The sequence below is a fragment of the Mesorhizobium sp. M0048 genome (genome assembly GCF_040323405.1).
Lineage (GTDB): Bacteria > Pseudomonadota > Alphaproteobacteria > Rhizobiales > Rhizobiaceae > Mesorhizobium.
Genome location: NZ_JAMYUV010000032.1, coordinates 24002 through 36205, shown reverse-complemented (window position 1 = coordinate 36205; position 12204 = coordinate 24002). Strand labels below are relative to the sequence as shown.

13 protein-coding genes are annotated in these 12204 nt (G+C 59.2%); 1 reads left to right on the top strand and 12 read right to left on the bottom strand.

Annotated features, from left to right (window positions below):
* Nucleotides 1-1032: 1032 nt before the first annotated feature.
* The 4 genes from NKJ84_RS22660 to NKJ84_RS22645 form a co-directional block, all read right to left on the bottom strand.
* On the bottom strand, nt 1033-1500 hold the full coding sequence (locus NKJ84_RS22660) for a tetratricopeptide repeat protein (RefSeq protein ID WP_352508320.1): 468 nt from the start codon (nt 1498-1500) through the stop codon (nt 1033-1035).
* Between the two features lie 15 nt (nt 1501-1515).
* Nucleotides 1516-1968 carry a YidB family protein gene (locus tag NKJ84_RS22655; protein ID WP_352503351.1) on the bottom strand — a complete coding sequence of 151 codons (453 nt, stop codon included), beginning with the start codon at nt 1966-1968 and terminating at the stop codon, nt 1516-1518.
* A gap of 352 nt (nt 1969-2320) precedes the next feature.
* The gene (locus NKJ84_RS22650; RefSeq protein ID WP_352492316.1) at nt 2321-3190 is read right to left on the bottom strand and encodes an MBL fold metallo-hydrolase; all 870 of its coding nucleotides are present in this window, start codon (nt 3188-3190) and stop codon (nt 2321-2323) included.
* Between the two features lie 1323 nt (nt 3191-4513).
* Complete coding sequence (locus NKJ84_RS22645) at nt 4514-4672, bottom strand: hypothetical protein (protein WP_352508318.1); 159 nt, start codon at nt 4670-4672, stop codon at nt 4514-4516.
* 376 nt (nt 4673-5048) lie between these two features.
* Here NKJ84_RS22645 and NKJ84_RS22640 point away from each other — a divergent pair, with 376 nt between their 5' ends.
* A complete protein-coding gene (locus NKJ84_RS22640; protein WP_352508317.1) occupies nt 5049-5690 on the top strand; it encodes a hypothetical protein in 642 nt (213 codons plus the stop codon).
* 18 nt (nt 5691-5708) lie between these two features.
* Here NKJ84_RS22640 and NKJ84_RS22635 read toward each other — a convergent pair whose 3' ends face one another.
* The 8 genes from NKJ84_RS22635 to NKJ84_RS22600 form a co-directional block, all read right to left on the bottom strand.
* Nucleotides 5709-7367, bottom strand: coding sequence for a DNA polymerase/3'-5' exonuclease PolX (locus NKJ84_RS22635; protein ID WP_352508342.1), 1659 nt, complete (start codon nt 7365-7367; stop codon nt 5709-5711).
* Between the two features lie 107 nt (nt 7368-7474).
* Nucleotides 7475-9373, bottom strand: coding sequence for a DNA ligase D (ligD, locus tag NKJ84_RS22630; RefSeq protein ID WP_352508315.1), 1899 nt, complete (start codon nt 9371-9373; stop codon nt 7475-7477).
* 260 nt (nt 9374-9633) lie between these two features.
* The gene (locus tag NKJ84_RS22625; RefSeq protein ID WP_352508314.1) at nt 9634-9864 is read right to left on the bottom strand and encodes a hypothetical protein; all 231 of its coding nucleotides are present in this window, start codon (nt 9862-9864) and stop codon (nt 9634-9636) included.
* 48 nt (nt 9865-9912) lie between these two features.
* Nucleotides 9913-10152, bottom strand: coding sequence for a DUF982 domain-containing protein (locus NKJ84_RS22620; protein WP_352508313.1), 240 nt, complete (start codon nt 10150-10152; stop codon nt 9913-9915).
* 8 nt (nt 10153-10160) lie between these two features.
* Nucleotides 10161-10406: a DUF982 domain-containing protein gene (locus NKJ84_RS22615; protein WP_352508312.1), complete on the bottom strand. Its 246-nt coding sequence runs from the start codon at nt 10404-10406 to the stop codon at nt 10161-10163.
* An 8-nt stretch (nt 10407-10414) separates the two neighbouring features.
* A complete protein-coding gene (locus tag NKJ84_RS22610; protein ID WP_352479083.1) occupies nt 10415-10660 on the bottom strand; it encodes a DUF982 domain-containing protein in 246 nt (81 codons plus the stop codon).
* A gap of 229 nt (nt 10661-10889) precedes the next feature.
* Nucleotides 10890-11132: a DUF982 domain-containing protein gene (locus NKJ84_RS22605; protein ID WP_352508311.1), complete on the bottom strand. Its 243-nt coding sequence runs from the start codon at nt 11130-11132 to the stop codon at nt 10890-10892.
* Nucleotides 11133-11667: 535 nt separating this feature from the next.
* Nucleotides 11668-11895, bottom strand: a complete 228-nt coding sequence (locus tag NKJ84_RS22600) for a hypothetical protein (protein WP_352508310.1) — start codon at nt 11893-11895, stop codon at nt 11668-11670.
* Between the last annotated feature and the right edge of the window lie 309 nt (nt 11896-12204).

The following is a 12204-nucleotide window of genomic DNA, read 5'->3' as shown; positions in this document are numbered from 1 at the left end:
ATGGTGCGACATGTCTACATTTGTTCTCCGACCGCCAGCTCCTTGTACTGCGGGGGTGCTTGTCAGTCCGTGGCCTCGATTTGCAGACGACTAGGTAGATGCTGGCAGCCACAAAGAGAGGCAGAAGCCGAACACGGAATTGGGGCCGTTCCCCTGGCCAAATCCCCAAGATACGGGACCTCGACGTCGATGTTAGCCGAACCGGCGCGGATGGATGCACAGGATGCGGTTCGCTGAAGTGCGTGCCGCCGTGAAGTAAATCATCGGATTCGCCACCCGATAGAGTCGGGACGGCGTTCTACCTATTGCTTTTGAGCATGATCTTTTCCGAAAATCACGATTCCACTTCTTCGGGATCCCGCCAGTGCCGGCCTACTTCATGCTGGCCGCGGCAGCGACCCTGTCCACCATGGCGAGAACAGCTAGCGGTGCGGTGTGGTGGACCATGTGGCCGGCCTGCGGGATGATATCGACAAAGGAACCAGGAATCTCCGATTGTAGTCTAAGAGCCTCGGCTTTCGCATCGAACAACCGGTCGCCGGCCCCGGCAATAATGCCGGCAGGCTCAACAGGGTGAAGCGGCCGCCGGCCAGCGCGTCGGCCAGCATCAATCCCGATTCGGCCGCGATCGACCGCAGCTGTGAGGCCGCTGGCGATGTCCTTTGCCGACGAAGCAAACCCTGCAGAGACGATGCCGGGGCGAACTACTTGCCCATGGCGAGCGGCCAGGTGAGCAGCACAAGCAGCGGCAGCAAAATGTGGGGGAAAACACCACCGGCGACAGGCAAGGCCGGCAGCCCGCCAGTGCAAGGCCCAGGCGCGGCGGCAAGAACGGACCGATGAAGACTCCCGATCGAATCGTCGTCCGATCGAGCTCATCGACTCGCCCGCCTGCCATCGAACCCAAATCTCAGGCGCTGAGCGGCCGAGTAGTAGATGCGACTTCGCTGCTTCATGGCTCACACTCCATCTTTCAGAAGAGCGTGTGTTGCTGCGATCAGTTGAATCCGCCACCCAAACCGAACGCGGCTGCTAGGCAGGCCGAAGCTTGTGCAAGTACAGCTGTGCGTCACAAGGCAAGTGAACTAAGAAGCTGCACGAACCGCGGGTGATCGCGAATGGCGTCGAAATGACTTCGTGACGGATTCGTTCCAATACGTTCTGACTCACGCTTCCTCCGACGGCTCTTTCCAGGTACCGCACCGCTTCCTCCACTTCCCCGAGCACGGAATGCATGCAAGCGGCGTTGTACTGCGTCACGAAGTCGTCCGGATCGATCGCCAGCGCTCTGGCCAGCCAGGAACGCGCCTTCTTCCGCTCACCGATATACGCGAGCGAGGGCGCCGCGATGCAGCGGTGCCGCATTTTCAGGATGGCGGCCAGTTGAGCGTTCGGCGCGCTCGAAACAGACCCTTGGTTCGCGAGCGGATGAAGGCGATCGCGCAGGAGCGTCCCCGCGTGTAGAGTTGCCACCCTGGATCTCGCCTTGGCCGGCTGCATTCCTGGCTGTGTCCCCTAGGATACATTGTCGAGCAGGGTCGACTTATCCAAGCCATGTGTCGGCTCAGGCGGCCATTCACCATTCGGCGTCATCTCGTTGACTGTCTCGGGTAGATCCCGCGCAATCCTTCTGATTAGCTCCTCGCGCGAAAGACCCGTCTGCATCGAAATGGACGTGAGTGTACCTTCGTCCATTGCCGCTTGGACGTCCCTTGGCTCAATCGGTTGGTTTGGCCCGCTGCCAACCCACGAGTCGACCTTCGATCCTGCCCCCACCTCCCTGAACCGGTCGAGGATCTCACCAAGGTCAGCCCTCGACACGCCATTCGTTATCTGAGCCAGAATTCTGCGTTGCGGGTCGTTTGGGTTAAGATACCCCGCTCCCGGAATCAATTCACAGAGCTTGTCGCGATTTTGGTATGCCAGAACGCCAAGCATCGCGATCGCCAATCTTCCCAGATTTGCCATTTGATCTCCTCCACGGTTTTGGCCGATGAGCGAATCGAAGCCAAGTCTTGGCGGATGACGACCCGTGTGGGCTCGAACAACTTCTTGCCGGTCGGCTCGCCGGCGGAGAGCACGCGTCCTTCGGGTTCTCGTTTTCATCTGACGTCTTCTCCTGACGCAGAATTTCGGGGCGCTTGGCCCGCAGTCGCCCTACGCCGATCGAACGCCCTAACCCGGCGCCTTCCGGGTTTGTTCCGCTTGTCAGAGTTTGTCGGCGACGATGGAGAGCGCGACCCGACGGGTAACTCTACGGGCTCGAGATAGAGTCTGCCCAACTTGACCATACTTCAGAACGACGGCGGCTCGGTTAGCCTCAGCTACCTTGGACTGCCGCCGGCTCGCGCACGAATTTCAATTTCGGCGGGACGGCGAACACCCTGAACCGCTCAGCCAGGCTGTCAAGAGCTTGACGCATGCCCACTCCCGCGGCAGCCGCACCGTGTCCACTGATGACCATGTGCGGGTTCAGGGCAGCCAAGTGCTTCACGGATCTTTCCGCCGCATCCCAGTCCGGCGTGAAGTAGCGCGGCGGACCGTGCATCTCAAGATCCTGAACGGCGACCTCATAGACTGACTCCTGACCGGTGGTGATGAAAGCGTCCCCTACGATCAGCGAGCGGTCCTCCTCGCGCCAGAGCGAGATATGCCCAGGAGCGTGCCCGGGTGTGTGTAGCCATCGCCATCCGGGCATTCCGGGGATCGATCCGTCGGCAGGTAGGAGTTCCAAACGGTTGCCAAGATCAATTGGCCCCCGTGGAAAAAGCGGCGAAAGCAGCGCCATCAGTCCACCCCCGACCCAGGGATCCGGTGGCGGATAGGATGCGGTTCCGTCCAAATAGGGGCGCTCGAGTGGATGCGCGAAGACAGGCACGTCCCACCTATTCGCGAGGTCTAGAACCGTTCCCACATGGTCGAAATGGCCGTGGGTCAGGATGATCGCGGCCGGCCGTGCGTTCGTGCCAAACCGCTTTTCCGCGACCGCAAGAATGCTGCCGCGGGACGTCGGCAACCCGGTATCGATCAGCATCCAGTTCCGATCTCCGCTGCCCGGTGCGCCGAAGAACACGACATTGACGATTGCTAGGCGCAAATAGCCCAAGTCCGGTGCGATGCTCCAAGCGCCGTCGCCACGATCCTCGCGCCTGGCGTGGTCGATCTCGGAAAGTCGAATCTGAACGGTCATGTGATCCCGTGCCTCTCTTGTTGCTGAGCAGCCGCTCGAGTCGATCGGCGGCGGTGGTATATCGCCCCGAACTTGGCACGGCCCTCCTTGTTCCTCCTTCGCCACCCAGCTCCGGACAGTCCACCACAGGAACAAAGGCTCGACCAAATCGGTTCGGCATTACCCGGTCACGCCAGGACGAGCTGGACTGAGCAACGAAGATGGCGCGCGCCCCATTGGATGCGGTATTTCGCCAACGCGGTTCCCGGTCCTAACAAGGCGGCCGAGTTCGAAGCCGACTGCTGAAAGAAGACTTCGAATGAGCGAAGTGGGGCGTATGGACGAGCACCAGGTGGAGGCTCCGGTTCCGCAAGCTTCGCCTATGACTGGTCAAGTTGGGCGCCAATGGTCGAGGCGGCCCGATCGGCAGGTGTCCAGGTTATCTGGGACATCTTCCATTACGGATCTCCAGACCATGTCGATCAGGGATCGCTGCATTTCATCGATGCCTATGCCTCGTTCGCGGCAGAAGCCGTGAGGGTACAGCGTTCGATCGCGGGAACACCGCCTCTGTGTGTCCCATCAACTAGATCTCCTTTTTCGCATGGGCTGTTGAGGTCGGCTATTTCCCGCGTGGGGCCGAACAAACGTGCTGGTTCAAGCGGCATCTCGTGAAGGCTGCCATCGCGGGTGTTCGTGCAATGCGGGAGATCGACCCCGCCTGCAGATTTGTCTGGGCCGAGCCCCTTATCCAAATCGCTCCTCGTGACCGGACCCGCAGCGAACGGGGTCGGGCCGAAAACGCCCGTCAGGGGCAGTTCGAAGCTTACGACATGTTGCTGGGCCGCGTCGAACCTGAGTTGGGCGGGAGCGAAGATGTTGTCGATTGTCGTGGGCCTGAATTTCTAGCCGCACAATCAATGGGAAATAAACGGGCCGACGATATCGATGGGACACCATGAGTACCGCGCTTTGTCGGAAATGTTGCTCGAGGTTGCTCATCGGTACGGTAAGCCGATGTTCATTGCCGAGACCGGCTCAGAGGGATCCGGCGGGCCGGCTTGGCTCCACTATGTATGCCGCGACGAGGTGCGTGCCGCTATGGGTGTCGGAGCATCGATTCGAGGGTATTTGCCTGTACCCGATAACGGCCTACCCGGGCTGGGACAATTCGCGTCATGCAGAGGTGGGGTTATTTTCGGCCATCCACCCGAATGGCACACGCCGCCTCCGTCAGCCCGTCGCGGACGAACTGGTGCATCAGCAAGATCTGTTCACGGCAAACCGGACGCGCTGATTGTGTTGCGACACACCGCAAGGGCGAGCACCGAAGACCAGGGCAAATTACGGTGTATTCCTCAGCCAAAATCGGCGCCACGCGATGCCAAGTGGCATGGGTGCGAGGAAGTGCAGCATCAGGAAGCGGTGGCCCCTTCCACCAACCCGCACTCTGAGCGTCGCTTCCGGAAGTTTGAACTGCTCCAGCGAGAAACCTTCAAACATGCAACTCCCTCCATTCGCAACATTTGCCAAACGTGTAAACGGAGAGGCAGTTCAATGTCGGCTTCCGCGGGATCTGAACTTGCCTTGTATTCCGCGAAGAGGTCGTGAGCCGAACGGCGGCTTTAACTGGTCTCTCGGCAATAACCGGACGGACAGCAAACGGCCCCCAAAAAGCCGCCAGGCGGCAACGCGCCTGATATCGCACCTTGTGATCAACTCTGCCGCTTCCTGTTAGCCGAAGTTGCAAGCGGCCCCGCTAACAATCGTGGTTGCGCTTTCAGGGCATCGTGGTTCAGACCGCTGGCGGATTAGAACTCATGTTGGCTTTGCGATCGGCTCATCGCTTGCCGACAATCGGTGACCTATATAAAGGGGCATGTCCACGCGCCGAAAAATCAATGCAACAGCGAAGCTGATTGGAGAGTGGCCTTTAACCCCGGCTGCAACGTTTGGATCGTCGGTCAGAGCGAGGGGTATTTTTCTCGAAATACGCGCCCGCCTTCCAACGGAGTTCAGGAAATTGCTCAATATCGAGTCCCGCGTGCTTACCCTGCGCCTGTCTGAGGGCGCCGAGAACGATGTGCAGGTGGTATTCGGGATCGTATCAAAAGCACTGCAGAATATCGAAGACTTGCCCGTAATCCCTCGTGAAATCGAGGACATTCTGACGATCTCGACGGCCGAACGGCACCGCTGGTTGAAAGATGGTCGCTTGCAGAGCGCCGGGACGAAAACGGTGAAACTCCGCGGGCGGGAAAGGAACATCACCTTTCACGTGTACGACCCGCAGCACGTGGAGGATGTTCTTGACCGCGACCTGGTTACGGTCTGGCGCGAACAGGACGCAGCGACAGCTGCAGACAATAGGCGGCGAGCCGCGGGCAAGGCCGCTATGAAACGTGCTCAAAGAAGCGGCCGCGGAACTGCAGCTTCAGCTGGCCATGGCCCCGATGAGAACTCGCACTCCAGTTTGCGCGGCTGGGGAGATTTTGAGAATGACGGACTCCTGCGCGGATAGGCCGGGCGCACAGGCAGGTTAACACGTTTGCCTGCGCCGTGCGAGATGCGCAAGGAGGGCCGTCAAACGCATCGCGTTCAGGACCCGCTTCGCAGGGACACCGCCCTTGCGCGCCATCTCGACACCCCAATGCATGTGATCGAGCTCGCGGATCGAATGAGCGTCCGGATTGATGCTGAATATGCAGCCCTGATCGAGTGCCTTTTGATGCCAGCGCCAGTCGAGGTCGAGTCGCCACGGATGTGCGTTGATTTCGACAGCGACGCCGTGTTTCGCACACGCTTTGAGGACTTTGTCGACGTCGAGATCATAACCGGGCCGGCGCAACAGCTGGCGACCGGTCATGTGCCCGATGATTGTCGTCCGAGGATTTCCGATCGCCTCAATGATACGCTCCGTCTGTTCCTTCTTGGGCAACTTGAAGCGGCTGTGCACGCTCGCGACGACGAAATCGAACTGCTCCAAGATATGATTCGGGTAATCGAGCGAGCCATCTGCCAGGATGTCCGCCTCGATGCCCTTCAGTATGCGAAATTTTCCATTGTATGCCTTGTTCAGCCGGTCAGCTTCGCGGTGCTGTTCAGCAATCTCCTGCAACGAAAGGCCGCCTGCGTAATGAGCGGACTGCGAATGATCGGCGACACCATAGTATTCGAAACCGCGCTTGCGCGTGGCTTCAGCCATTGCCTCAAGCGTTTCGGTGCCATCGGATGCGGTCGTGTGAGAATGCAGGATGCCATGCAGATCTTCATCCCGAATGAGGGCGGGTAGCTTGTGCTTTGCCGCTCGCTCAATCTCGTCCCTGCCTTCGCGCAATTCAGGCTCGATAAACTGCAAGTCTAGAGCTTGGTAGATTTCTTCTTCTGTCGCTGACGCGATCAGCTTTCTCCCGCGATGAAGCCCGTCGGCGTTTAGGGTGAATCCCTTGTCGGCCGCGAACCTCTTCAGTTGCTCAAGGTGGTCTGCCGAACCGGTTGCTTCGAGCAAGCTCGCGCCAAAGTTGCTGTCCGTGACAACAAGCCTGAGGGTCGTATCCTCGATACCAGTCGACTTTAAGCCCTGCGCTACCAGAACGAAGTCGGAAACGAGCTCGCAACCGCGCCGGAAGTCGCCTGCAATTTCGACGCGCGAAAACTCTGGATGCTCTTGCTTCACCGATATGACCGCATGTTCCAGAAGAGCGGCGGCCTTGTGCAGGTGAAGTTGCGTTTCGCCGCTTCGCACGATGGCCAGGTTCTGTAGGAGCTTTGTCTGGAGCGCGGCGCCGAGGCCTTTGACTGGGCGTATGCGGTCTTCTCGTGCTGCGGCCTCGAGCTCCGCCAGCGAGTTCACGCCGAGCGCCTGATGAAGCTTCAGTATCTTATCAGGACGAAGCCCGGGTATGGCAAACAGCTCCATCACGCCCGCTGGAACATCCTCGCGCAGCTTTTCAAGGCTTGGGTGCGTGCCGGTTTGGTAAAGCTTGGTCACGATGTCTGCGATCGCGTCACCGATCCCCGGGATCTTGGTGAGGGCGCCGGCGGCGATGATCCGATCAAGCGGCTGCGACAGCGCCATCAGACTGTCTGCCGCGCGCAAGTATGCCTTTGTGCGATAGGGATTGTCGCCGCGCATAGACGCCCGTTGCGCGTATTCCCTCAAAAGACTGGCGACGGTCCTCGGATCGCTTTTTGCCATGGCTTCAGCCAAACGAGACCGATCTCCGCAGGTTCCAATGAGGCAAGGCCGTGAGCGCCGCGTTGCCGTTTGAATCCCGGCTTTACTGCCTCTTCCCGCGTCGGACGCTACAGATTGGGCAAGGATTGGTCAGCGCGACCCCATCCCGCCAGAGTTTTGGAGGCTGCGCGTTTCTTTAATTCAAGAGCATCGCCCACGTGGAAATGAGAGGGCGCGTCTATTGTCTTCATCTCCGCCCACGTGATCGGTGCCGCGACAGGAGCGCCCGGACGTGATCTCGCGCTGTAAGGCATGATCGCGGTCGCCCCGCGCTGATTGCGTAGATAGTCCACAAAGATGCGACCCTTGCGGCGCGCCTTTGACAACACGGCCGTGAAATGGGCCGGATCGCTCCGGGCGACCGCCTGCGCCAGGCGAGACGCGAAGTCCTTAACCTGTGGCCACTCGGCGCCAGGGGTGAGCGGCGCGATGACGTGCACTCCTTTGCCTCCCGTCAGCATCGGGAAAGTCGTAAGTCCCAGCGATTTAAGGATAGCGCGGAACTGAAAGGCAGCGGCGCGGACGGCCTCAAAATCGAGGCCTTCATCGGGGTCGAGGTCGAACACGAGGCGGTCGGCCTTTTCGACATCCTCGATCCGAGCCCCCCATCCGTGCAGCTCGATCGTTCCCATCTGGACGCAAGTCATCAGTCCGTCGGCATCGTCGACATAGAGATATGGTTCCTCGTGCCCGTCTTTCTCTGTGATGCCGACGTGGTGGACTTTGTCGCCAAAGCTGCCGGCGTCGTGTTTCTGGAAGAAGCACTTCTTCGCGCGGCCCTGTGGGCATCGAACCAGACTGATCGGCCGGCTGCCAACCCAAGGAAGCATGATCGCCGCGACCGCTGCGTAATGGTCGGCGAGCTGTCCCTTGGTGATGTTGGATTCCGGATAGATGACGCGGTCACGGTTACTTATCGCGATGGTGGTTGTCGCAGACGCGGCGAGATCGGCTGCATGACGTTCCGTCTCGAGCACGACCGCCTCCGGCTTCTTGTCTTCGCGGAGACCAAGATAGCTCGGATGTCGTAATGTCCCTTCATTTGTCATTTCGGTGAAGGCAATCTCAGCGACCAGTTTCGGACGGAGCCAGTGTGCGCCGCGCACTTCGGCGCGTGGTGCGTCGACGGTGGCGGCCTTCTGCTCGAGCGGCGCCATGATCTTCAAGAGACGAAGAAGTTCAGCGGTATCGAAGCCGGTGCCGACTTTCCCGGCGTAACGCAGCTTGCCGCCGTCATGAACGCCAAGGATCAAGGACCGAAACGCGCGGACCTTGTCGGACGGCGTCCAGCCGACAATCACAAATTCTTGCCGCCTGATGCATTTGATCTTCAGCCAGCTTGCGCCGCGGGCCGCCACATAACTCGAATCCGCGAGCTTTGAGATGACGCCCTCAAGGCCGGCTGCGCAGAAGCGATCGAGCAGCTCTTCTCCGCGGCCGAGGATATGGTCGGAGTAACGAAGGACCGGATTTTTCGCAGGCAAGATCGCCTCCAGCTTCGCCTTGCGCTCAACAAGAGGAAGCCTTGTCAGATCTTCGCTGTCGAGCTGCAGCAGATCGAACGCATAAAAGTCAATAGTCGCCGGGGCACCCTTCAATGCATTCTGAAGCGCCTGGAAGTTAGATCTTCCTTCGACATCGACAACCACGGCTTCGCCGTCAATCAGGGCGGAGCGCACCTTGAGCTTGCGAGCCTCGGAGAGGATCGAGGGAAAACGGCTAGACCAGTCCAGACCAGATCGTGTGTAGGCTCGCGCCTCGCCACCGCCGACGGCAACGAGAATACGATAGCCGTCGTATTTCATCTCATGGATCCAACGAACGCCGGCAGGGACCGTGTCCACGAGCGTTGCGAGTTGGACCGGCCGGAAAGCGGGCGGCGCTAAAGTGACCTCGTCAGGAGCGGGCGACTTCGCTTGACTAGCGCTCGACGCATTGATTGCCTTACGCGACGTTGGCTTGACCACTCTGACCTAAACCATATTCAGAGACGAAATAGCGTTATTCGCGTCCAACGCGCGACTCCTTCTTTAGTTTCGCTGCAGGTCGTATTGAGCTTTTCGCGATCATTGCCGACCCGCTTGATTAGCGCCTCGGCCTGAGGCCGTACTTCCTGCCTCCGGCCCTTCCATCCTCCGATTTGCGCGCACAGCTCACTGGCAATAATCAAGAGCAGGAACGTGCTCTCAAATGCCGCCCCAGCAATATCCGCTTTCTGCCATCGGCTTTAGAAACCCGACATTCCGGTTCCGGTCCCCTGTGGGTACGGTTTGATCTTCTCGTCGAACCCCATGTTACGATTGATGATTACTCGACGGGCCCCATTGACGCCAAGTACCTCGCCCAGAGCAGCTCCGATGCCAGTTTCAAGAAGTGCAAAATGGCCCATAAATGCGCCGACCAGAGTGAATGCTCTCGTATCCGGGTCTATTTCGAGCAGCGCGGACTTGGTCAGCATTAGACAGCCTAACGGGTCCTTCCCAACATAGCCATGGGCACCGGCCTGCTACTCACGCAGCCCCCTCTCCTCCTTGGCAGCAGCCTCGAAAGCCTGACGGACCTCTTCCGGAGTCACACGGTCCTGAAAGGGGTCGGCGCACAGTTGCACAGCCTTCCTCCACTTAGGTCCCATCTTGGTCCACTTCATGAGTTCCTCGGCGGCACCCTCGACGTTGTTGCACCCGTAGGTGACCCCAGGTCGGTCGGTCTTGACGTACACCGGAGGGGAGAACCAATGGGTTGCCACGACAACTCCTACTCAGGGGAGAGATACATCTTGGCCTCCTTAGCGGCAGCCTCAAAGGCCTTTCGTATTATGTGGGGGTCAATCGAATCGCCCTCCAAGGCTGACAGGCAGAGGGTCACCGCCTTATGCCAGCGAGGCCCTCGCCGGGTCCACATCTTGAGCTGCTCAAGGGCTTCCTTCGCATTGTTGCAGCCATGCCTGACACCGGTTTCAGTCTTCACGAACACCGGAGGGACGAACCAGATGGGCGCCATGATACCTCCTACTCAGGGGAGAGATACACGTTGGCCTCCTTGGCAGCCGCCTCAAAGGCTTCACGGACCTCATGGGGGGAGGCTCTGCCCTCGAACGCATCGACGCAGGATTGGACCGCCTTGGTCCACTTGGGGCCGTTTGTGTCCCACGCCATGAGTTCCTCGGCGGCTCCCTCGACGTGGCTGACCCCATTGCGAATGCCCGGACGTTTCGTCTTCACGTAGACCGGTGGAGAGAACCAGAGAGGACCCATAAGGGGGAACTTAGAGCGGCAAGAGCCCGCCGACCAACCCCGCTTTAGCCGCAGCTAAGGAACGATGTAGGCCCTCGCGGGTTTAGAGGTGGCAGCGGGATTCTTCGTGGATGTGCAGCCGCTGTGGGGGGTCCGTCGCCTCTCCCTCACCGGCGGCGGGCTCCTTTCGCGAAGGCGGTGTTGGTAATAGACACCTAGAACCTTATACCGCATCCAATTTAGCTAGTTCTCATTGGGGGAGTAATGTCCCCTCCTCTTTTGCAGCAGCCAGGAATGCCTTGCGGGCCTCCTCAGCTTCCATCTCGTCGAAAATCACGGCCATGCAAACGCGCACCGCGAGGTCCCACCAAGGGCCACGCTTGGTCCACTTCATCAACTCCTCGCCGGCTGCCTCGGCGTTGTTGACATTGTGGATGATCCCGGGACGCTCGGTCTTGACGGGGATCGGAGGGTTGAACCAGTGGAGAGCCATGAATGGACCCCAGGCGGCTAGCGGGTTACGGCTCAGCGATGAGGACGATTACCGTTTGTTAGGCATGTCTGAGTCCGTGACGGGATGTTTCCAAAGGTTCATCGACGGTTATCTAAGCGGTCGGTACGAAGCCGGTATGCATCATCTTCCGGTGGGTGTCGCCCTGGTCATTTCGCTTGTTGTCGGTCTACTCGTTGCGACGATCGCGTAAAAGGACCAGTCGGAAATCTGCGGCATCCGATGGTTATTTGTCCTCGGCGAGAGCGTTAATGTGAGGACTGTCACGCCAAGGCCGGAATATTGAGAATGAATGACAGCATACGGGCGCGCGCCCATTGCGAGGTCACCGAAGTCGGCCGACAGCTACTCCCGGGCGTCGAAAGCCACGCAGAGGCCCATGGCAGTTGCTGCCTCGACGATTGCCTCGGTTAGTTCTTCGTCGGAGGCCACCAAATAAGGCGCAGTCTCCCGAGCTTCGCGTAATGCCGCTTTGATCGAGACCGTGTCGCGACGGTCCGCCCTGTTGAGGAGGCGGTTATTCGCGAAGATCGAACCCGACGAACAGGCCAAAGGCTGGGGCAACATTGACAATAAGCTCCACCATCTCGCAGTCAGTTTCCGCCAGATGTGGCCGGTCTCGGCGCACCGCTGCAATAGTCTCTTTGACGGAGATGATTTGGCCGCGACGGGCTTGTAGGATCAGCTCGTGAACAAGGTGTTTGGCAGTCACTTTGTCGGGTCGGCAGTTCGTCCAAACGTTCATACAAGGCCTCCCACCTCAGCGAGAACCCAAGAGAACATTCATGATCCTCTGTCGAGAAAAATCAAGAAGAATGTTTGATAACTTCTGCGTGGGAATCAGGGGGACAAGCCACGAAGCGAGCCTCTATACTCTTTGAGCTGACGCTCAGCCAGCCGGCTAGGGAGCTTCTTCCGTCGGGCCCTGTTTGGCCCGATCAATAGCCGCAAGTAATGACTGTAGGGTTGGCGGCAGTTCTGGTTCGACCTCCAGATTTAAGAACGTTTGTACGTGATGACGATAGCCTTCGGAACGGATCAGTTTCCGAAACGC

Bases quoted from the DNA above. Each gene is read 5' to 3' on its own strand.
- NKJ84_RS22660 (WP_352508320.1), bottom strand. From the start codon at position 1,500: ATGCAGCCGGCCAAGGCGAGATCCAGGGTGGCAACTCTACACGCGGGG.
- NKJ84_RS22655 (WP_352503351.1), bottom strand. From the start codon at position 1,968: ATGGCAAATCTGGGAAGATTGGCGATCGCGATGCTTGGCGTTCTGGCA.
- NKJ84_RS22650 (WP_352492316.1), bottom strand. From the start codon at position 3,190: ATGACCGTTCAGATTCGACTTTCCGAGATCGACCACGCCAGGCGCGAG.
- NKJ84_RS22645 (WP_352508318.1), bottom strand. From the start codon at position 4,672: ATGTTTGAAGGTTTCTCGCTGGAGCAGTTCAAACTTCCGGAAGCGACG.
- NKJ84_RS22640 (WP_352508317.1), top strand. From the start codon at position 5,049: ATGTCCACGCGCCGAAAAATCAATGCAACAGCGAAGCTGATTGGAGAG.
- NKJ84_RS22635 (WP_352508342.1), bottom strand. From the start codon at position 7,367: ATGGCAAAAAGCGATCCGAGGACCGTCGCCAGTCTTTTGAGGGAATAC.
- NKJ84_RS22625 (WP_352508314.1), bottom strand. From the start codon at position 9,864: ATGCTGACCAAGTCCGCGCTGCTCGAAATAGACCCGGATACGAGAGCA.
- NKJ84_RS22615 (WP_352508312.1), bottom strand. From the start codon at position 10,406: ATGGCGCCCATCTGGTTCGTCCCTCCGGTGTTCGTGAAGACTGAAACC.
- NKJ84_RS22610 (WP_352479083.1), bottom strand. From the start codon at position 10,660: ATGGGTCCTCTCTGGTTCTCTCCACCGGTCTACGTGAAGACGAAACGT.
- NKJ84_RS22605 (WP_352508311.1), bottom strand. From the start codon at position 11,132: ATGGCTCTCCACTGGTTCAACCCTCCGATCCCCGTCAAGACCGAGCGT.
- NKJ84_RS22600 (WP_352508310.1), bottom strand. From the start codon at position 11,895: ATGAACGTTTGGACGAACTGCCGACCCGACAAAGTGACTGCCAAACAC.